17 protein-coding genes and 1 other RNA gene are annotated in these 21,989 nt (G+C 35.7%); 8 read left to right on the forward strand and 10 right to left on the reverse strand.

What is annotated here, in order from left to right; translation table 11 throughout:
- Positions 1-92 precede the first annotated feature (92 nt).
- A complete protein-coding gene (locus FA048_RS08200) occupies positions 93-2,144 on the reverse strand; it encodes an OPT family oligopeptide transporter (RefSeq protein ID WP_136839745.1) in 2,052 nt (683 codons plus the stop codon).
- 243 nt (positions 2,145-2,387) lie between these two features.
- Here FA048_RS08200 and FA048_RS08205 point away from each other — a divergent pair, with 243 nt between their 5' ends.
- Positions 2,388-2,885, forward strand: coding sequence for a D-glycero-alpha-D-manno-heptose-1,7-bisphosphate 7-phosphatase (locus tag FA048_RS08205; RefSeq protein ID WP_136839747.1), 498 nt, complete (start codon positions 2,388-2,390; stop codon positions 2,883-2,885).
- A 165-nt stretch (positions 2,886-3,050) separates the two neighbouring features.
- Here FA048_RS08205 and fsa read toward each other — a convergent pair whose 3' ends face one another.
- Together fsa and ffs are read right to left on the reverse strand one after the other, a co-directional pair.
- Positions 3,051-3,710, reverse strand: a complete 660-nt coding sequence (gene fsa / locus FA048_RS08210) for a fructose-6-phosphate aldolase (RefSeq protein WP_136839749.1) — start codon at positions 3,708-3,710, stop codon at positions 3,051-3,053.
- 85 nt (positions 3,711-3,795) lie between these two features.
- Positions 3,796-3,895: signal recognition particle sRNA small type (gene ffs, locus FA048_RS08215), an RNA gene on the reverse strand.
- Between the two features lie 588 nt (positions 3,896-4,483).
- Here ffs and gltB point away from each other — a divergent pair.
- Together gltB and FA048_RS08225 are read left to right on the forward strand one after the other, a co-directional pair.
- On the forward strand, positions 4,484-8,992 hold the full coding sequence (gene gltB, locus FA048_RS08220) for a glutamate synthase large subunit (protein WP_136839751.1): 4,509 nt from the start codon (positions 4,484-4,486) through the stop codon (positions 8,990-8,992).
- 1 nt (position 8,993) lies between these two features.
- Entirely contained in the window at positions 8,994-10,460 is a 1,467-nt protein-coding gene (locus FA048_RS08225) for a glutamate synthase subunit beta (RefSeq protein ID WP_136839752.1), read from the forward strand.
- A 318-nt stretch (positions 10,461-10,778) separates the two neighbouring features.
- On the opposite strand, the gene FA048_RS20085 is transcribed toward FA048_RS08225, so the two are convergent.
- The 3 genes from FA048_RS20085 to FA048_RS08230 all read right to left on the reverse strand — a co-directional run bounded on the left by FA048_RS20085 (position 10,779) and on the right by FA048_RS08230 (position 12,174).
- Positions 10,779-11,132: a DUF6804 family protein gene (locus FA048_RS20085; protein WP_394347485.1), complete on the reverse strand. Its 354-nt coding sequence runs from the start codon at positions 11,130-11,132 to the stop codon at positions 10,779-10,781.
- Positions 11,133-11,152: 20 nt separating this feature from the next.
- Positions 11,153-11,299: a hypothetical protein gene (locus FA048_RS19700; RefSeq protein WP_169306837.1), complete on the reverse strand. Its 147-nt coding sequence runs from the start codon at positions 11,297-11,299 to the stop codon at positions 11,153-11,155.
- 467 nt (positions 11,300-11,766) lie between these two features.
- A complete protein-coding gene (locus FA048_RS08230; RefSeq protein WP_136839754.1) occupies positions 11,767-12,174 on the reverse strand; it encodes a hypothetical protein in 408 nt (135 codons plus the stop codon).
- 463 nt (positions 12,175-12,637) lie between these two features.
- Here FA048_RS08230 and FA048_RS08235 point away from each other — a divergent pair, with 463 nt between their 5' ends.
- From FA048_RS08235 to FA048_RS08245, 3 genes are read left to right on the forward strand one after another with little or no spacing between them, the layout of a single operon-like run.
- A complete protein-coding gene (locus tag FA048_RS08235) occupies positions 12,638-13,258 on the forward strand; it encodes a (2Fe-2S)-binding protein (RefSeq protein WP_136839756.1) in 621 nt (206 codons plus the stop codon).
- Entirely contained in the window at positions 13,255-14,238 is a 984-nt protein-coding gene (locus FA048_RS08240; protein WP_136839758.1) for an FAD binding domain-containing protein, read from the forward strand. Before FA048_RS08235 ends, FA048_RS08240 begins: the two co-directional genes overlap by 4 nt.
- The gene (locus FA048_RS08245) at positions 14,238-16,358 is read left to right on the forward strand and encodes a xanthine dehydrogenase family protein molybdopterin-binding subunit (RefSeq protein ID WP_136839760.1); all 2,121 of its coding nucleotides are present in this window, start codon (positions 14,238-14,240) and stop codon (positions 16,356-16,358) included. Before FA048_RS08240 ends, FA048_RS08245 begins: the two co-directional genes overlap by 1 nt.
- Positions 16,359-16,425: 67 nt before the next feature.
- Here FA048_RS08245 and FA048_RS08250 read toward each other — a convergent pair whose 3' ends face one another.
- The 4 genes from FA048_RS08250 to FA048_RS08265 form a co-directional block, all read right to left on the reverse strand.
- Positions 16,426-17,082, reverse strand: coding sequence for a YdeI/OmpD-associated family protein (locus FA048_RS08250; protein WP_169306838.1), 657 nt, complete (start codon positions 17,080-17,082; stop codon positions 16,426-16,428).
- 89 nt (positions 17,083-17,171) lie between these two features.
- On the reverse strand, positions 17,172-18,512 hold the full coding sequence (locus FA048_RS08255) for an OmpA family protein (RefSeq protein ID WP_136839764.1): 1,341 nt from the start codon (positions 18,510-18,512) through the stop codon (positions 17,172-17,174).
- 198 nt (positions 18,513-18,710) lie between these two features.
- The gene (locus tag FA048_RS08260) at positions 18,711-19,241 is read right to left on the reverse strand and encodes an RNA methyltransferase (RefSeq protein WP_136839766.1); all 531 of its coding nucleotides are present in this window, start codon (positions 19,239-19,241) and stop codon (positions 18,711-18,713) included.
- Positions 19,242-19,270: 29 nt separating this feature from the next.
- A complete protein-coding gene (locus FA048_RS08265) occupies positions 19,271-20,428 on the reverse strand; it encodes a galactokinase (protein WP_136839768.1) in 1,158 nt (385 codons plus the stop codon).
- Positions 20,429-20,492: 64 nt separating this feature from the next.
- On the opposite strand from FA048_RS08265, the gene FA048_RS08270 reads away from it, so the two are divergent.
- Together FA048_RS08270 and FA048_RS08275 are read left to right on the forward strand one after the other, a co-directional pair.
- A complete protein-coding gene (locus FA048_RS08270) occupies positions 20,493-21,539 on the forward strand; it encodes an aldose epimerase family protein (RefSeq protein WP_136839770.1) in 1,047 nt (348 codons plus the stop codon).
- Positions 21,540-21,546: 7 nt separating this feature from the next.
- On the forward strand, positions 21,547-21,936 hold the full coding sequence (locus FA048_RS08275) for a DUF1398 domain-containing protein (RefSeq protein ID WP_136839772.1): 390 nt from the start codon (positions 21,547-21,549) through the stop codon (positions 21,934-21,936).
- The last annotated feature ends 53 nt before the right edge of the window (positions 21,937-21,989 follow it).

Raw genomic sequence — 21,989 nt, forward strand, 5'->3', positions numbered from 1 at the left:
CTATGTGGTAAAAACTAAAGCAGGTAAGTCACTACTTATGACTGTAAAAAGAGGATGTCACCCTGAGCCTGTCGAAGGGTCGTAAATTTCCCTTATATCTTCTCTTGTTTTTTAATACCGATGTTATACAACACAAATCCCATAAACAAGAAGAACAGTACCCCTAAAATCTGGTAACCACCATCACCAAACCAACTGGTAAATAAGGGTTCGATGTTTACTTTACTCAAATTGTCTCTTACAGCAGGAATAACCATTAAAATAGCTACGATAACACCTGCAATGGCACCACCTGCCACTAAGCCTGTAGCAAATAAGTTGCCCGGTGCAATTTCTTCCTCTTCAGCAGATTTAGCCTTTTGTTTTTCTTTCCAATTGATTAAACCTTTAATTGCACCACCTGCAAAAATTGGAAGGGTAGTAGATAATGGCAAATAAGCTCCAACTGCAAATGAAAGTGCATTAATTCCACAAAGTTCAATTGTTATGGCAATAAAAACCCCAACCAACACATACTGCCAATCTAAATTAAATGACAACATTCCTTTAATTAATGTGGCCATTAAAGTAGCCTGTGGCGCAGCATAAGTTTCTGTTCCAATAGCATGATGAATGCCTTGTTTTAGCATTTCGGCAGTTGGGGTATCTAAAATTCTTACTGTTAAGCCAATTACTATAGAAGATACAATTGCACCAATAAATAAAGCAATCTGCTGGTATTTCGGTGTTGCTCCAATTAAATAGCCGGTTTTTAAATCTTGTGATGTTGCTCCTGCATTTGCAGCGGCAATACAAATCATTCCGCCAACTACTAAGGCCATTGGCTCATATATTTTGCCAGTCCATCCAACAGCTATAAAAACCAAACAAGTTCCCATAATGGTAGCAATGGTCATCCCAGAAATTGGATTATTACTAGAGCCAATTAAACCTACAATTCGACTAGAAACGGTAACGAAAAATGCACCAAATACAATCACCAAAACCCCAATTAAGAGTTTATTAACAATGCTATCACCAGGAATTTGGGGTAAAACCGCCATCAATAAAATTAAGGCTAAACTTCCAATACCTACAATTTTGATAGATAGATCTCTATCGGTACGTTTAACTACACCACCAGCTTTACCTTCTTTAATAGAACTCACACTCTCTTTAAATGAAGAAATGATAGTAGGAATGGTTTTTAATAAAGTAATGAAACCCCCAGCAGCAACTGCTCCGGCACCAATTTGCTTTACAAATGCTTGGTAAATAGCTCGAGGGTAATCTGCAAAAGTTTGTGTCATCGGGTCCCAGCTACCAGCACCACCAGGTTTAGTAATATCTGCTAGTAAACCTAATTTAACCAATTGCTTTGCAGCAACTAATGGATCTATCAAAGTTGAGAGTAATGGGATTAAAGCTAACCAGGCTAAAACACCGCCTGCCACTAAAACACCCGCTATTTTTGGACCAATAATGTAACCCACACCCATATATTCTGGAGTAATTTCTCCACTAATTTGGGCTGATGGTAGGAATTTATTGGTTTGTTTAGATGCCCAAGTTGGAGCCTCTGCTACTACATGGAATACTTTCTGCATTAATGCATATACCAAAGAAAAACCTAATCCCCAGAAAGCTGTACGAGCAAAACTACCCCCTTTTTCTCCTGCTTGCAGAACTGAGGCACAAGCCGTACCTTCAGGATAAGGTAAATTATCGTGTTCTTTAACAATCAAAGATCTTCTGAGGGGAATCATCATCAATGTGCCTAAGATCCCACCTAAAATGGCGAGAATTAAAATGGTCATGTAATTGAAAAAAGCTTCTCCAGAGCTCTGACCTCCAATGCCGCTTAAGAATAGAAATCCTGGTAAGGTAAAAACTACTCCAGCAGCAATAGATTCGCCCGCAGAGCCAGTAGTTTGGATAATGTTATTTTCTAATATGGTAGTTTTGAAGAACCTTTTACCTAATGTAATGGCCAATACTGCAATTGGAATTGAGGCTGAAACTGTTAATCCAGCCTTTAAGGCCAAATATACGGTTGCTGCTCCAAAAATTATTCCGGCAATACAGCCTAATAAAATTGATTTGATGGTAAACTCTGCAACATTACTTTCTGCAGGTACAAAAGGTTTAAATTCTTCTTTACTCATTTGAACAAGATTAGAGAATAAAGATAATTTTTTTTACGAATATCTTCATCATTTATACGAGAAGTGGATAACGTCATTTCGAAATGAGCTTTTGCGATTGAGAAATCTCTAAGTTTCATGAGCACTTACCAAATTTCTGTTCTCATTAAGCCAGCAATTCTTAGCCAAGAGCTATATCACTGTTCCTCGTTCGCTAGGATGCCTCAAGATGGAGAAGACGAAAATTATTAAGATATTAGCAGAATGAAGAATAAAGCAATTTTTTTAGATAGAGATGGAGTTTTAAATCACGAGATAAACGATTATATATGTAGGGTAGAGGATTTTGAAGTATTGGAATATCAAATTCCACCATTAAAGAAATTTTATGATGAAGGGTATTTATTAATTGTAATTACCAACCAAGGCGGAATTGCCTTAAATAGATATACAGAACAGGGCCTAGCAGAAATGCACCAGATTTTATTTAATACTTATCAAAAACAAGGCGTAACCTTTAAGGATGCCTACCATTGCCCGCATCATCCAACTGTTAACGATCCGTGCTTATGTAGAAAACCAGGTTCTGGGATGATATTAGATGCAATTGCAAAATACGATATCGATCCAACTTTATCTGTTATGATTGGAGATAAAACAAGAGACGTTGAAGCAGCAAATGGAGCAGGAGTGAAGGGCATCTTAATTGAACCTGACGAGCAGATTGATTATGATAAAGTGAAAGAAGTTCTAGCAAATTAGCTGGTATTGTCATTCCGACTTTGGGGAATCTCAGCATGAATTTACTTCAGAGATTAGCTTCGCTGAGGCCTTCGGGGTTCTTCGTTTCACTCAGGATGACAAAATAAAAAAAGCCTCGAAATATTCGAGGCTTTCAATATGTTTAATGATCGGGATGACGATCGATTATTTTCCGCTTGCTTTAGCATGATCTGCTAAGAAAGTAGCTAAACCACTATCAGTTAATGGGTGTTTTAATAAAGCTGTAATAGCAGCTAAAGGAGCTGTAATTACATCAGCACCTAATTTAGCACATGCTACAATATGTAATGGACCACGTATTGATGCAGCTAAAATTTCAGTAGGGTAACCGTAGTTATCAAAAATTAAACGGATATCTTCAATTAATTGTAAACCATCAGTAGAAATATCATCTAAACGACCTAAAAATGGAGATACATAACTTGCACCAGCCTTAGCAGCCAATAATGCCTGTCCTGGAGAGAAAATTAAAGTACAGTTGGTTCTAATTCCTTTTCCAGAAAAATATTTAATGGCTTTAATACCATCTTTAATCATAGGTACTTTAACCACAATTTTAGGGTTTAAAGCAGCTAATGCTTCACCTTCTTTAATAATGCCATCATAATCAGTAGCAATTACTTCAGCACTTACATTATCATCAACAATATCACAAATCGCTTTGTAATGAGCCAATACATTCGCTTCGCCGGTAATACCTTCTTTGGCCATTAGGCTTGGGTTAGTAGTTACTCCATCTAAAACGCCTAAATCTTGTGCTTCTTTAATGTTATCAAGATTTGCGGTATCAATAAAAAATTTCATAGTCCCTAGAATTCCGTGAGGAAAATTTAAAATGACAAAAACCCTGATTAGTTTAACATCGCCCCTTCAGGGGGTAAGGGGAAAAAATGGGCAAGCAACTTTTATCGCACCGCTACAACCTTCTACCCTTGCTTCGTTCCCGCCCTGGGGGAGTTCAAAGGGAGCTGATCGTAAAAGACTTGCCCGGCACAAAGGTAGAAAAAGGAAGCGTTTTACAAAAAGAAATGTGCGAAAAATTAGATTAAAACATATATTACTGATTGTTAGTTTGTTATAGGCGGTTATATTTTACTGATGTATTGTTTTATTGTTGAGTTAGCATTTTATATTGTATAATTTGAAAAACTATGGTCATGCTTATCGGCATTTTCAGTCCTTCTTTTCATTACAATAAGGTTTATAATTTAATTGGAGTGGTTCTTGGCAAACTGCTATCCCTCACAGTAAAATTTCCCGTTGCTTCAACCTTTGGTAGGAGGCATCCTTTTAATCGTCTTTCATGACCAAAAGATACAATGGAAAGTCAGATTTACATAAATAATTGCACGTCAAAAACCTTTTCAATTCCCCTAAATTCAATTTCTTATGCAAGAATAGTATTTTTTCATATTAACAATATGGTAAATGATAACGATATCAATTGCCATAATTGTAATAATTACTCTAATTTGTGGGTAAAATATAAATCTATCTCAAAAATATTACCGATTATGTAATTTGTCATAAAAAATGAGTATCTTAGTGTTTCCTATACACTAACTAATACCAATAGAATGAACCACTTGAATGAACAACAAGGATTATACCGTAAAAGCTTCGAACATGATGCCTGTGGCATTGGTTTCGTTGCGCATGTAAAGGGGCGAAAATCCCACCAAATTATCTCAGATGCCATTACCATTCTCGAAAACCTAGATCATCGTGGTGCTTGTGGTGCTGAACCAAATACAGGCGACGGAGCAGGGATTATGATTCAAGTGCCTCATGAATTTTTATTTGACGAATGTTTGAGAACTGGTTTCAGTTTACCTGCCTATGGCGATTATGGCGTTGGCCAACTCTTTTTGCCTAAAGAAATTCGTGCCAGAGAGGAGTGTCGTGAAATTATTTATCGTACTGCAGAAAAACTTGGACTAGAAGTACTGGGTTTTAGAAAAGTACAGATTGATACTACAGATATAGGCAATATGGCGCTGTCTGTAGAGCCAGAAATTGAACAAGTGTTTGTGGCTAGACCTTATCATATTGCTGAGGGGGCAGATTTTGAACGTAAACTATTCGTACTTAAGACTTATTTAACCAAAACGATTTACAATACAGTAGCCGGAAGTAAAGAAGATTTTTATATTGTTTCTTTTTCTTCTCGTACTATTATATATAAAGGTCAGCTAACTTCTTTGCAAGTTAGAACCTATTTTACAGAGTTAAGTGACAAACGTATGGTTTCGGCCTTTGGTTTAGTTCACTCACGTTTTGCAACCAATACTTTTCCATCTTGGAGATTAGCGCAACCTTTTAGATTTATCGCCCATAATGGCGAGATCAATACCTTACAAGGTAACTTAAATTGGTTTAGATCTAGTGTTAAATCATTCGCATCTCCATATTTTACGCCAGAAGAATTGAATATGATTCTTCCAGTAATTGATGAAACGCAATCTGATTCTGGCTGTTTAGATAACGTAGTTGAATTGTTATTACATGCTGGTCGTTCATTGCCACATGTATTGATGATGTTAATTCCTGAAGCTTGGGACGGAAATGAGGACATGGATCCGATTAAAAAGGCATTTTATGAATTCCATGCTTCATTAATGGAACCTTGGGATGGGCCTGCAGCTATCGCTTTTACAGATGGTAGGTTAATCGGCGCAACTTTAGATCGAAATGGCTTACGTCCGTCTCGTTATGCGCTAACCAGCGATGACAGGGTAATTATGGCGTCAGAATCTGGCGCATTGGCAATTGACCAGAGCACGGTAATTGAAAAAGGCAGATTAACTCCAGGCAAAATGTTTGTAGTAGATATGCAACAAGGCCGAATTATCAGTGATCAAGAAATTAAACAACAAGTTTGCAGCCGCAGACCATATGCCGATTGGATTAATCAATACCAAATAAAATTAGAAGAATTACCAGAACCAAGGGTAATGTTTACCAACTTGGCAGAAGATTCTATCTTTAAATACCAACAAGTTTTTGGATATAGTAGAGAAGACATTGATTTGTTATTGAAACCAATGGCTATTGAAGGTAAAGAGGCAATTGGATCCATGGGTACAGATACTCCATTGGCGATTTTATCTAAGCAACCTCAACATCTTTCCTCTTACTTTAAGCAATTGTTTGCACAGGTAACCAATCCGCCAATTGATCCAATTCGTGAGAAAGTAGTGATGAGTTTGGCTGGGTTTATGGGTAATAATGGTAACTTATTAGAAGAAAACCAGATGCAATGCCATTGCGTAGGCATTAAACATCCTATATTAACCAATTTAGAATTAGAGAAGCTACGTAGTATAGATACTGGTTTATTCCAATCTAAAACATTACAAATGTATTTTAGAGCAGATGGAAAACCAGGCGCAATGCAAAAAGCTTTAGACCGTTTATGTCGCTATGCTGTAGATGCTGTAGAAGATGGTTTCCAAGTAATTGTACTTTCGGATAGAGCAATCGATTCAGAACATGCTGCTATTCCATCTTTATTAGCGGTTTCTTCTGTTCACCATCACTTAATTAGAAAAGGATATCGTGGTGCAGTTGGGATTGTAGTAGAAGCTGGTGATGTTTGGGAAGTACATCATTTTGCAACCTTAATCGGCTTTGGTGCAACAGCGGTAAATCCTTATTTAGCGTTAGAAACCATTAGAAGGTTTGATACAGAAAGTGGTTTAAAACCAGAAAAATTAATTTCAAATTATATCTATGCTGTAAATAATGGTTTGTTAAAGATTTTCTCTAAAATGGGAATTTCTACTTTACAATCTTATCACGGTGCTCAAATCTTTGAGATTTTGGGTATCAATGAGCAAGTGGTTAATACACATTTTACAGGTGCGGTATCTCGTATTGGTGGTTTAGGTTTAGATGAAATTGCGCATGAAACGCTAATTAAACATCGTCGTAGTTTTGGACCAAAAACCCAAGCAGAACCTATTTTACCAACTGGTGGAACATATAAATGGAGAAGACGTGGAGAAAAACACTTGTTTAATCCAGAAACCATTCACTTGTTACAAAATGCGACAAGAACGAATAACTATGCAACTTTCAAAAGATATTCTAAGTTAATTAACGAGCAAACACAACAAGCTTATACCATTCGTGGTTTATTAGAATTTAATTATGCTCGCCCTGCAGTTAGCTTAGATGAAGTTGAATCTACAGAATCTATCTTAAAAAGATTTGCAACAGGGGCAATGTCGTTTGGTTCAATTTCTCACGAAGCACACTCTACTTTAGCAATTGCCATGAACCGCATTGGCGGAAAAAGCAATACAGGAGAAGGTGGTGAGGATGACATGCGCTATGAAAAATTAGCAAATGGCGATTCAATGCGTTCGGCTATTAAACAAATTGCATCAGCACGTTTTGGCGTAACCAGTAATTATTTAACCAATGCTGATGAGCTACAGATTAAAATGGCACAAGGAGCAAAACCTGGTGAAGGTGGACAGTTGCCTGGTCATAAAGTAGATGACTGGATTGCAAGAGTTCGTCATGCTACACCTGGGGTTGGTTTAATTTCTCCTCCACCACACCATGATATTTACTCAATTGAAGATTTAGCACAGTTAATCTTTGACTTAAAAAATTCTAATAGAGCTGCTAGAATTAACGTAAAACTTGTTTCTAAAGCCGGTGTAGGTACAATTGCAGCAGGTGTGGCCAAAGCACATGCTGATGTGATTTTGGTTTCAGGCTATGATGGGGGTACAGGTGCGTCTCCTCTAACCTCTATTCAACATACTGGCCTACCTTGGGAATTAGGTTTAGCCGAAGCGCACCAAACTTTGGTTAAAAATAGATTAAGAGGTAGAGTAGTATTACAAACTGATGGTCAGTTAAAAACTGGTCGCGATATTGCTATAGCTGCTTTATTAGGTGCTGAAGAGTGGGGTGTTGCAACTGCAGCTTTGGTAACTTCTGGCTGTATTATGATGCGCAAATGCCATTTAAATACTTGTCCGGTAGGTGTGGCTACTCAAGATCCAGAATTAAGAAAACTATTTACTGGTGATGCAGATCATGTGGTAAATCTATTCTATTTCTTAGCAGAAGAGCTACGTGAAATTATGGCTGAGCTTGGTTTTAAAACCATTAATGAGATGATTGGCCAATCTCAAGTTTTACAAATGAGAGAGATTGCAGATGCAGATTGGAAATTGAAATATGTAAACTTAGCACCAATCTTGTATAAAGAGCCAGATAATGGTTTACCATTGTATCAAACAGAATTCCAAGATCATGGATTGGCCAATGTTTTAGATCATCAATTGATTGAAAAAGCACAACCTGCCATATTAAACAACGAACCTGTTTTTGCTAATTTTGAAGTTAAAAACACAGATAGGGCTATAGGAACCATGCTTTCTAATGAGATTTCCAAAGTTCATAAAAGTGCAGGTTTACCTGCAGACACTATCAACTTTAAATGTTTCGGTTCTGCAGGTCAAAGTTTTGGTGCATTTGCTGCTAAAGGATTAACCTTAACGTTAGAAGGCGAAGGAAATGATTATGTAGGTAAGGGCTTGTCTGGTGCTAAATTGGTAGTTTACCCGTTCAGTAATATCAACTATGTGCCAGAGCAAAACATTATAATTGGTAATGTGGCTTTGTACGGCGCTACTTCAGGTGAATTGTACATTAGAGGCAAAGCAGGCGAACGTTTTGCTGTTCGTAACTCTGGTGCAACATCGGTTGTAGAAGGAGTAGGTGATCACGGTTGCGAATACATGACTGGTGGTGAAGTTTTGGTACTTGGAGACACAGGTAGCAATTTCGCAGCAGGTATGAGTGGAGGTATCGCTTGGATTTACGATGTAAGCAAAACTTTTGCGAATAAATGTAATCCAGAAATGGTTGATCTTGATCCACTACAAGCAGAGGATGAAGAAAGAATTACTACACTGTTAAAAAATCATATTCGATTAACTAACAGTAGGGTTGCAGAATTTATCTTAAGCGATTGGGAAAATCAATCAACACACTTCGTAAAGGTATTCCCTAAAGAATACAAAGCAGTTTTATTACAACGTCAACAAGTTAAAATCAATTAAGATGGGAAAAGTTACAGGATTTTTGGAGTACGAAAGAGTTTCGCCTACCAGACAACAACCTAGCGAACGCCTAGAACATTATAATGAATTTTTAAACCCACTTCCACCAGAGCAATTGAATCATCAAGCTGCTCGTTGCATGGATTGTGGTGTGCCTTTTTGCCAATCGGGTTGCCCGTTAGGAAATGTGATTCCAGAATTTAATGATGCCGTTTACAAGGGCGATTGGTTAAATGCAGCTGAGATTCTATTAAGTACTAATAATTTTCCGGAGTTTACTGGTAGAATTTGCCCTGCACCGTGCGAAAGCGCTTGCGTGTTAGGAATTAACAAATCTCCAGTATCTATCGAGGAAATTGAAAAACATATTATAGAAATTGCCTTCGATAAAGGTTACATTAAAGCGAACGCACCATTAATTAGAACTGGTAAAAAAGTAGCTGTAATTGGGTCTGGACCTGCGGGTTTAGCTGCTGCAGCTCAATTAAATAAGGCTGGTCATGAGGTAGTGGTTTTTGAACGTGATGATGTGCCAGGCGGTTTATTACGTTATGGTATTCCAGATTTTAAACTACAGAAAGATGTAGTGGAGCGTAGAGTTAAATTAATGGAGGAAGAGGGTATAGTATTTAAATGCAATGCAAATGTGGGTGAAAATGTAGAACTAAGTACCTTATTAAGAGATTACCAAGCCTTAGTTTTAGCTGGTGGTTCTACTATTCCGAGAGATTTAAATTTATCAGGAAGAGAATTGGAGGGCATTTACCCTGCAATGGATTTCTTAAAGCAGCAAAATAAACGCGTTAGTGGTAGAGCTGTTGAAGGAAAAGAAATAAAAGCAACAGGCAAAAATGTAATTGTTATTGGTGGTGGTGATACTGGTTCTGATTGTATTGGTACTTCAAACCGTCATGGCGCTAAATCTGTTACTCAATTTGAGATTATGCCTATGCCACCGCAAAGCAGAACTGAACACATGCCTTGGCCACAATACCCAATGTTGTTAAAAGTAACTTCATCTCATGAAGAAGGTGCACACAGAAACTGGGCGGTTAACACACAGAAATTCAATGCTGATGAAAACGGTAATTTAAAATCATTGAGCGTAATTGAAGTGCAATGGGAAATTGATGCCAATGGAAGAGCATTAGGCTTTAAAGAAATTCCAGGAACAGAAAAAGAATATCCTTGCGAATTGGTTTTATTGGCGATGGGTTTCTTACATCCTCAAAAACAGGGATTATTAGAAAAACTTGGGGTAGAACTTGATGAAAGAGGCAATGTGAAAGCTATCGAAGGTAATTTCCAAACCAATATCCCTAAGGTTTTTGCCGCTGGAGATATGCGTAGGGGTCAATCTCTAGTAGTTTGGGCCATTTCTGAAGGTAGGGAAACTGCTAGAAAAGTAGATGAATATTTAATGGGTTATAGCAAACTACCATCTAAGGATGCAGTTGCTTATGCTTAAACAATAACTCGTCACTGCGAGGGTCGGTTTTAACCGCCCGAAGCAATCTCACTCGATAAATTATAGCCGCAGATGCACAGATTTAATCTGATGCCTGTGGCTTTTTTTATTCAATAAATCGTCATTGCGAGGCTGTGTTGGGCTAGAGCGAGCCGTGGCAATCTCCTTTGCGAATTTTTTGTGTCTCATCGTCATTTCGAACGAGTTCTTCACGAGGAGAAATCTATTAATAAAAACCAAATTTTATCTAGCGTAAATGAAGAATTTGATTTATAAGTAAATACATCCTTAAAGAAAGGTCAACCTCTTATAAAAATATTAATCATCCTTTTTGAATAAATTAAGTTTATATTTCCAAATATCGTAAATATGAAATAAAAGAATTATTGATATGATTGATATTGCGAAAATATCAATCATTATCCATTCTTGTTTTTTAAATGGATATTTTATCACAGGTAAGAAAAAGCAAGCAATCACACAGAAAATTAAGCCAATAAGTTTTCTTTTACTCACCCAGTTAAGCATAAAAAGATTTATTAGTCCTATCAAGAGTGGTATTTTAAGTATAAAATAGTAACTGTATTTTAGTTTCAAAGTTAATAAACAAGCCAAAACCACGAGGCATATTAAATTTAATGGTATACTAAATCTGTAATACTCTTTGCTCATATTTCTCCGTTTTTTAGTAGTTACAAACCTTGTTCTTCATATTCATAATTATCCTCGTCATATTTGTCTTGACTTTCATTGTCAACCGTATCTGGAATAACTTTTATGATTTTGAATTGTATGATATACAGACTGTCTGAGGCTCTAATAGTATCTATTCCGTTCATATCCCTAGGGGTTATGACATAATCTGCTTCTGGCTCGGTTCTGTTTTTTTTATTACTACAATAAAAGCTTAAAGCCATTATGCCGAAAAGTATTATGAAGCCTAGAACAATTTCAAAAGATTTTTTCATTTCTGAGAGCGCCTTGCAGTTCCAGTAAGGCAATATAGTATGAAGCGTGGAACCGAAAACAATTACCCGCTCTAAAGGCTCCGCAAAATCCCATTCTGCAAATAAAGTTCAAACCACACTTAACAGCAAGGAATTGAAACTCTATTATTTGTGTACTTTATTATTTTGCGAATTTTAAAAGCAAGTGTAAAAGTTAACGCTTCTGTATAAATATGTAAAATTGTATTTATTTAATTACATCAAACTTAGTAATATATAAATAGATAATTGTAATTATGGGATAGAAAAACGAATTACCCATATTATGATATAGTTTTAAAAAAACATTTTCAGATATACTAAAGGTAATCGCCCCTTGAGACTAATTCACTAATCGTATTTGAAGCGACGTCAGCACAGGCAGGTTGTTCTAAAATTTTTATTTTGGCGTTTTCGCTTATATGCGCTTTTACTGTGCTGTAGAAAAGCGTTATCATTTCGGTCAAAGTAATTAGGTCTTTTTCTTTACTTTCAATATCATATGAAAACCCTTGTTCCAATCTGAAACCTAGTAATTCGTCATTATCACTACGCCTTATTACGTGTATTCTATAACCCATTTGAAGTATATTTCCTACTGAAGGACTAGACCCAATCAAGAAATATAATTCAGTCTCTTGTTGTGTATCGGTTGAATCAATATTTTTGATACCATCATTAATATCAAATCTAATTTCTTTTGGTGCGTATAGTTGCTTTATTATCATAAGTTTACCATAATAGTAAATACTAAAATAACAATTTAAAGCTAATTTGGTTAGCTCTGTATATAAATCTTTAATTTTACAACACTTTACATTTATTCAAAGGATGAAAAGGGTTTTTAACTCTGAGGGAAACTGTTTCTCCCAAAGAACCACTGCCTTGTATATAAACCTTCCTTCGACAGGCTCAGGATGACAAATTGATAATAAATTGGAAAGAAAGGCTGTTTATGCCAAGAAATACTGACATTGTTTTCTAACAACCTTTGTCATCAAGAACACAGTGAAGGATTTATTTAGGCAGTGGATTTCTACACTGAGATTCTTCGCGATGCTCAGAATGACAAAAATGTTTATATGATAAAAGTTATAATAGACTCCTTCTAAATTATCAAAACCTAGTAAAACAAATTTTGTTATTGCGATATTTAGCTAAATATCCCATTGTAATATTAATTGTTTTCCTATGTCTGAAATTGACAATAACCAATCTGGTGATACTCGCCGTGATTTCTTAAAGAAAACTTCACTTTTTACTGCATTGTCCTTAACACCTTTAACGGTTTTAAAAGCAGCAGACAACAAAGTTGATGAACGTTTTGCGGAACTATTCGAGAAAATTCCTTTAAACTTAAAAGTAAATAATAAACCTTATGTACTTAAAGTTGAGCCAAGGGTTACCTTGTTAGATTTATTAAGAGAACAATTGCATTTAACCGGTACCAAAAAAGGCTGCGATCATGGTCAATGTGGTGCATGTACCGTACATGTAGATGGTGAACGAGTTAATTCTTGCCTAAGTTTAGCAGTAATGAATGAAGGTAAGAGCATTACCACCATTGAAGGCTTAGCTAAAGGTGATGAATTGCACCCTATGCAGGCTGCCTTTATTAAACACGATGGTTTTCAATGTGGATATTGTACACCCGGACAAATTATGAGTGGGATTGCTTGCATACGTGAAGGACATGCAAATTCTAAAGAAGAGATTAGAGAATATATGAGTGGAAATATCTGTAGATGTGGAGCTTACCCTAATATAGTTGATGCCATACAGGAAGTAAAAGAGAAGGGAGCAACGATATGATTAATTTCCAATACTTAAGAACTTCTGTAGTTAAAACTGCATTGAATTTACTTGCTAAAGACCCAAAAGCTACTTTTATTGCTGGTGGTACCAATTTGGTAGATCTAATGAAAAGAGGAGTGACAGCTCCAGAAAAATTAATTGACATTAATCATTTACCACTTAAACAAATTGAACTTAAAAATAATGTTTTACGTATTGGAGCTTTAACATCCAACTCTGCACTGGCTGAAAATGCAATTGTAAAGGAGAAATTTCCTTTGTTAATGTTGGCTTTACAATCTGGCGCATCAGCACAATTGCGAAACGTAGCTACAGTTGGCGGCAACATGATGCAACGCACACGTTGTGGTTATTTTTATGATACCACAATGCCTTGCAACAAACGTCAGCCTGGAAGTGGTTGCGGAGCCATTGGCGGCTATAATAGGATGCATGCAATATTTGGAACCTCAGAAGCTTGTATTGCCGTACATCCAAGCGATATGTGTGTGGGACTAGTGGCACTAGAAGCACAAGTGGTTATTGCAAGTACCAAAGGCGAAAGAAAAATTAATTTTATAGACTTTCATCGCTTGGCAGGAACAACCCCTGAAAAAGACAATAACCTTCAAAAAGGTGAATTGATTGTAAGATTAGAAATTCCTTTAAATAATTTGAATAAGAATTTCCACTATTTAAAAGTGAGAGATCGTTCATCCTATGCATTTGCCTTAGTTTCTGTTGCAGCTGCTTTAGAGCTAAAGGATGGTGTAATTAGCAATGTTCGTTTGGCAATGGGAGGTGTGGCGCATAAACCATGGCGTTTAACGGCTTCAGAAAACTTTTTAAAGGGCAAACAAGCTACTATTGCCAATTTTGAAGCAGCTGCTAAATTGGCAATGAATGGTGCGAAAGGGTTTGGAGAAAATGATTTCAAACTTAAATTGGCACCAAATACAATTATTGAAGCGTTAACCGTAGCCAAAGCTAAAGCGTAATGGAATTTTTTGTAGATGAAAACGACCGCGTAGACGGTGTAGATAAGGTAACTGGAAAAGCGAAATATTTTGCTGAATATCAATTACCTGGATTAACTTATGGGGTTTTAGTAACAAGTACCATTACAAAGGGAAAGATTACAACTATCGATACCAAATTGGCTAAGAGTGCACCTGGCGTTTTAGATGTGTTATCTCATTTAAATAAACCTGTTGCGGCTGGTTATGAGCAGGCCGGTGGGTCGCCAATGAAGATTTTTTATACAGACCAAGTTTTTTTTAATGGTCAGCCAATTGCTCTAGTAGTGGCAGATACTTTTGAAAGAGCTACTTATGCTGCAACATTGGTAAAAGTAAATTATGAAAAAGAAGCTTTTAACACTGATTTTGAAAATAGCATTAAAGATGCAAAAGCTAAAAAACTCCAAGGTCAGCCACCATACATACGAGGTGTAGCCGATGCTTATAAAACTGCTGAAGTAAAAATTGAGCAAATTTATACCATGCCTGTAGAAACGCATAATCCGATGGAATTACATGGGATTATTGCAGATTGGTGTGCAAATGACCAAGTTACTGTTTACGCAAAAACCCAAGGCGTTAAAGCGGCACAAGCAGCTATAGCCAATGTTTTTAAAATTCCGCAAGAAAATATTCAGGTAAACTCTGAATTTGTAGGAGGTGGTTTTGGAATGGCTTTAAAAACTTGGCCAATTGAAATTGCCACAGTGATGGCCTCTAAACATTTAAAGAAGCCTGTTAAATTGGTTGTTACACGTGATCAAATGTTTACCATGGTCGGAAATCGTCCTGCTGCTTATCAAAAAGTTGGCTTAGGTGCTACAAAAGATGGTAAGATCACTGGAATTACCCATACTGCATTTGGACAAACTGCTACTTACGAAAATTTTACCGAAGGTGTAGTGAACATGACTAAGTTCATGTATGATTCTGAAAATGTGAACACCAATTACTATGTTGTTCCATTGGATATGAGCGTGCCTATTTGGATGCGCGGTCCAGGTGAAGCGACAGGAGCTTTTGCTTTAGAAAGTGCAATTGATGAAATGGCACATGCTTTAGACATGGATCCATTGGATTTTAGAATGAAAAATGATCCTGAAATTGATCCCGCTAAGAAAATACCATTTTCGAGCAAAAACATTAAAGAGGCTTATAAATTAGGTTCGGCTAAAATTGGTTGGAGCAATAGAAAAAATAAACCTGGAAGTATTGTTGATGGTGCGTGGCAGATTGGTTATGGGGTAAGTATTGGGGTTTTCAATGCCAGTAGAGGTAGAGCAAGTGTAAAAGGTATTTTAAAGGCTGACGGGACTTTAGTTTTACAAAGTGCAACGAGTGATATTGGCCCAGGAACTGGTACAGGAATGGGGTTAATTGCAAGTAGATTATTAAATATCCCAACAAACAAAATTACTTTTGAACTGGGCGATTCTTCTTTACCACCAGCGCCAAGTCAGGGTGGCTCTGCTACACTTTCTACAGTAGGAACAGCAGTTAATGATGTTTGTGTCTCATTAAAATCAACTATTGCAGAATTAGCAGCAAACTCAAATATGGATGCTACATCAAATTTTGTTGATGTTCTGAAGAAAAATAATCTACCTATGATTGAGGTTACTAAACAATCTCAGTCTAATCAACAAGGTAAAGATTACTCTATGTATTCTTTCTCTATCCACTTTGTGCAGGTAAAGGTGCATCAATTAACTGGTGTAGTTAAAGTAAGTAAAATCGTTTCGGTTGGTGATTCTGGTAAAATTGTTAGTCCTAAAACTGCTCGTAGTCAGATGATTGGCGGCGCAGTTGGTGGCATAGGTATGGCTTTAACAGAAGAAGCATTGCTTGATAATCGTTATGGTCGTTATGTAAATAACAATTTTGCCGATTATCATGTTCCTGTACATGCCGATGTGCCAGAAATTGATGTAATTTTTATAGATAAACCAGATTTTATTGTCAATCCGATGGGAGCAAAGGGAATGGGAGAGATTGCTTTAATTGGTTTTGCGGGTGCTGTAGCCAATGCGGTTTTTAATGCTACTGGTAAAAGGATAAGGAGTTTACCTATTACACCTGATAAGGTTTTAGAGGGATAATTAAAATATTTGTCACATTGAGCTTATCGAAACGTCCTTCGGTAGGCTCAGGATGACATTATTGAAATTACTTTTCACTAGGATTTTTCTTACCTACGGACAATTTTTGTACTGCTTTTTCTATCCTATCTAATCTTGTTTTTTCTTGCTTTGCAGATACAACCCAAAGCACATATTCTTTTCTGTTTGAATAAGATAATTGTTGGTAAAATTGAAAAGCAGATAAATGTTTGTTGAGTTCAATTGCTAAATCTTCAGGTAAGGTAATGATCTTGTTTACAACATCTACATAATTACCATATTCACTATTAGCAATTTCTGTATTTCCCAACCCAGATCTTTTCATTTCTGTTTCGGGCTTAATTCTTAAAGCCGTCCAAATTTCATCTATAGCGGCAGAACCACAAGGAGTGAAGTTAAATGTTTTTAAATCTTCCCAACTTTGCATTAAGTTTAAATCGCTAGCTAATTTAGTTTTTGCTTTTGGGTATAAAATCCAACAGATTGTCTTAGCGTTTATTTCTTCTGCTTTTAAAGCAGCTAATAGGTCTACTTTATTAATTGCAAAAATTAGTAAAGCTTCAAATCCTATTTTATCATTAAATGAAAATTCTATATCAGTGGGTAAATCGCCAATTATAACAGGAAAGTTTTCTGGGGCATTAAGTACTTTAATTTTAAACCCAGACTTAATTTGTAGTTTTTTCAATAACTTATTTTCCATGATACTATTCATATCTCAAATCTAATAAAGTTTTAAAAACAAAAAAGCCCTCAATTTCTTGAAGGCTTTTCTATTATTTAAGTTAGAACTTAGTATAAAGTAAATTCTACTCTTCTGTTTTGTTGACGACCAGTTGCACTATTGTTTGATGCAATTGGTTGACTTTCGCCATAACCTGTTGCTTCAACTCTGCTAGCATTAGCACCTTGAGATACTAGGTATGCTTTTACCGATTCTGCTCTGTCTTTAGATAAACGTAAATTCAATGCATCAGATCCAGTATTATCAGTATGACCTGCTAATTTTAAGCTAAAGTTTTTCTCTACCAATAAAGCAGCAACTCTATTTAAAGTACTATAAGATTTAGAACGGATAGTTGCTTTACCTAAGTCAAATTCTAAGTTAGAAATTGCATCAGCAACAACTTTACGATCTGCTTCTGTTACAACAACTTTTGTTTCTTTAATGATTTGAGGTCTTGGAGTAGCTAAAGGACATCCTGATCCATCAACAACAGTTCCAGCAGCAGTACCCTGACACTTATCAAATTTATTTGCTACACCATCATTGTCATCATCTCCCATGTCTTTAGCATATTGATCTCTGTCTCTTTGCGCATTTTGTTCTGCCGTAGATAAAGCTCTTCTTAATTCATCGCTTTCTTCTTTAGACTGCATACGTAGGGCAGCTAATGAGCTGTAGTTTTGCAGTTGAGGTTTTTCTTTGCTACCTAAAGCAAATTCTAAACCAGCGTGTGCATAAGTAAATTTGTCATTTGTACTACTGTTAAGTCCATCAAATGTAGATGATTTAACAAAGTTTACATCATAACCCATATCTAAATTAATTCCTTTAGCTACACCTAATTTAAATCCAATTCCGGTAGGAATAAACCAATTCTCTTGATAGTTTTGGTTATTCTGAACAGCTCCTACATAAGCAGTAGCACCAGATGACATATAACCAGCACCAGCTTTCACATAAGGAATTAAGATAGCATTTTCGTTATTGATGTTAATGTTAGCAACATTGTAAACTGCTGTTAATGCACCAGACCATTGAATTTTAGATTCAAAACCAGAGTTTGCTATATATGTAGGGTTGCCCATAGCATCTACACCACCTCTTGCTCTTAAACCTTCAACTTTACCAGCTAAAAATTCGGCCTGAATACCTAATGCAGGTAATATTTGTTTTTTGATGTAACCACCATAACCAACATTTTCTTTTGCAGTTTGAAAATCTCTTAATTTTCCGTCGAACAATGTTCTAGGAGTTAATGCTCCGCCATGTATACCAATAGACCAAGTACGAAATTGTTGAGTTGAAAAGCGTGAAACACTTGTAGATGGCGTTTGTTGAGCCATTACTGAACCTGAAATACCTAATAAGGCAATCATTAATGCAGATTTTGTAATTTTTGAATTCATTTTTTTATATTTTAATAGATAAGATGAAATAGTAACCTATTTTCAGCTCTCACTAGAAAAACCTTGCCAAGAATTAAATAAATTAGTCAATCAACAAGCTATCAGGAGCTTAATGTATCATTGGTGATACAAGAGCATATGGTTAGGAGTGGGTAATTATGTATACAAAAAAAGACATTTTGTATATAATGTTCTATATTAGAGTTTAAGTTTTGCAAAAAAATCCCAAAGTACAATTCCAGCAGAAATTACAATATTAAAAGAGTGTTTTGTCCCGAATTGTGGGATTTCTATACATTGATCAATTTTTTCCATTGCTTCATCACTTACCCCATTCACCTCATTGCCAAAAATAAGTGCATATTTTTGATGGCTATTAGGTTTAAAAGTATTAAGCATGGTACTATTTTCAGCTTGCTCTATAGCAATGATTTGGTAACCTTCTGTTCTTAAGCTTTCTATAGCTTTTAGTGTATCTTCAAAATGGACCCAATCTACAGATTGCGTTGCTCCTAAAGCAGTTTTTTCAATTTCACGATGTGGAGGTTGTGCTGTAATGCCGCAAAGCACTACTTTTTCAATTGAAAAACCATCTGCAGTTCTAAAAACAGAACCTACATTATGCATACTTCTCACATTGTCTAGCACTACAACAACAGGTAATTTTTCTTGCTCTTTAAATTCTTGAATATCTACACGATTGAGTTCATCGAGTTTTAATTTTCTCATGCAACAAAATTAGCTAATAAGCTTATCAATTAATCAGCTATTTTTTTAACACCATCACCAATTTGATGAACATAAATTGCAGCAGGGTAGCCCACTTTAGCCACATAATCATCTGTTAATTTCTTTGCGAAATCTTCTTCATAACCCTTTTTAAGTAGGGCAATAGCGCATCCTCCAAAACCAGCGCCAGTCATTCTTGCGCCAATAACATGCTCATAACTTGAGCAAAAATCTACTACTGCATCTAATTCTTTTCCGGTTACTTCATATAAATCTTTTAAAGATTTGTGAGAGGCATACATTAACCTTCCAAATTCATCAAGTTGTTTAGCATTTAGAGCTTTGGCAGCTAGATGTACTCTGTCATTTTCTTTAACAACATGTGTTGCACGCTTTAAAACAGTTTCATCAGCAATTAAATGACTATGTAAAGCAAATTTTTCGGCACTAAGTTCACACAAATTGGTAATGTTAATTTCTTTCTGCAATGCAGTTAGTGCGGTGTTACATTCTTCAACTCGCTCATTATATTTTGACTCTGATAATTCTCTTCTTTTGTTTGTATTTATGATTGCTAGAACATAATCTCCCAAATCGCAATCAACTACCTTATATTTTAGCGTATCGCAATTTAAAACTAGTGCCTTATCAGCTTCTCCAAAAGCAATAGAAAACTGATCCATAATACCAGAATTGACACCTATAAATTCATTTTCTACCTTTTTTGATAGCTTAACCAATTCTAATTTATCATGTTCTAAACCATAATAGTCATTCAATGCAAAAGCGGTAAGTACTTCTATTGAGGCAGATGAGGAAAGACCAGAGCCAATTGGAATATTGCCAAAGTAAAGCAAATCTAAACCACTTGCATTCCATTCTCCATCTTGCAATTCATGAAAAACTCCCAATGGGTAATTGTACCATTCCTTACCTGTTTTAGTATATCTTTTTTGAACTGGGAAAGTTCCTTCTTCGTTAAAATTTACACTACTAAATCTAATTACGTTATCATTATTCGGGGTTAAAAGTAACCAAGTTCCTGCTGTTATAGCACAAGGCATTACTAAGCCACCATTATAATCTATATGTTCTCCTATTAAATTCACTCTTCCTGGAGCGAAGTATGTTGCTGTTGGTTGTTGGTTATATTTCTTTAAAAAAGTATCAACTAATTGATTGGTCATAAATTGTATTTTCTTCGGGACTTATAAGTTTTAATTGTATTTTAGCTCGACTAAGATACAATTTATGATAGTAAAACAAATCAAGACGGGGCATTTTATTGAAGAAAAAGAAGTAATCGAAATTGAGTTAATAAATGATAGTGGAAGTAGGGTTAAGATCTATAATTACGGAACTATTATTAGCCAGTTTATAATAAAAAATGCCAAAGGTGAGGAGCAAGATATTGTTTTAGGATTTGATAGTTTTGAACAATACATTAGTAAAGAATACCTTTCTAACTATCCATATTTTGGGGCAATAATAGGACGTTATGCAAACAGAATTAAAGACGGCAAAATTAAAATTGATGAGACCGAATACCAACTTGCACAAAACAATGGTCCTGACTGTTTGCATGGCGGTGTAAATGGTTTTGATAAGAAAGTTTGGGATATAATTGATGTTACTGAGGAGCCAAATGCAAGCGTAACTTTCCAGTATTTCAGCCTTGATGGCGAAGAAAATTTCCCTGGCGATTTGGCCATACAACTTCGCTTTGAATTAACCAATAGTAATGAGCTGATTTTAACATACCATGCTGATACAGATGAAAGTACACCTATTAATTTAACTCATCATAGTTATTTTAATTTATCTACAACTGGCGATAAAATAATGAATCACATTCACCAAATGAATGCCTCAAATTATTTAGAGCAAGATATCAACAGTGTTGTAACTGGTAAATTATTACCTGTAGAAGGTACACATCATGATTTTAGAAAGGGGAAAAAAATAGGTGAGGGTTGGGATGAAAATAGTGGCTACGACCAGAGCTATGTTTTAGATAAAGAATATGGTGATCTGACCTTGGTTAGTAAAACGGTTGAAACTAATAGTGGTTTATCTTTGTTAGTTTATAGTACAGAACCAGTAGCACATTTATATACTGCTAAATATTTAGGTGTAAAAAATGGCAAGGGAGGGAGAGACTATTCCGAATTTGATGCTTTTTGTGTAGAAACACAACATCATCCAAATGCAGTTAATATCCCTCATTTCCCAACAACTATTTTAAGCCCAGATGAGGTTTATACACAAACAACCATTTATAAAGTTATAACCAACTAAAGAAATTATGTTTACCATTGAAGAAATACAGGTTGCAGTAGAGAAAATTAATACTGGTGCAGATTTTCCACAGTTTGCTAGAGATTTAAAAGAAATAGGGGTAACAAGAAGTGATGTTTTTGTAATGAATGGAATGGCTATTTATTATGGCAAAGATGATTTCGTTGTAGAGGGGCCACCAGTATATGAAAATTTAATTGTTGAACAAGAATCTTCAGTACCAGATTTAAAAGATGCGTTATCTATCCATCAAAACGGTGAAACTGATTTTCAAACATTTTGTAGACAAATGGCTGCTGCTGGAGTGGAAAAATGGATTATTGATCTTTCTACAATGAAGGTAAGTTACTTAGATATGGCAGGCAAAGAATTAATTGTTGAGCATATCCCTAATTAATTTTAAATATTTTGTTAATTATTGTTTTGTAACAGAAATGTTGTGAATAGTTA

The sequence above is a fragment of the Pedobacter polaris genome, assembly GCF_005116505.1.
Taxonomy (GTDB): domain Bacteria; phylum Bacteroidota; class Bacteroidia; order Sphingobacteriales; family Sphingobacteriaceae; genus Pedobacter; species Pedobacter polaris.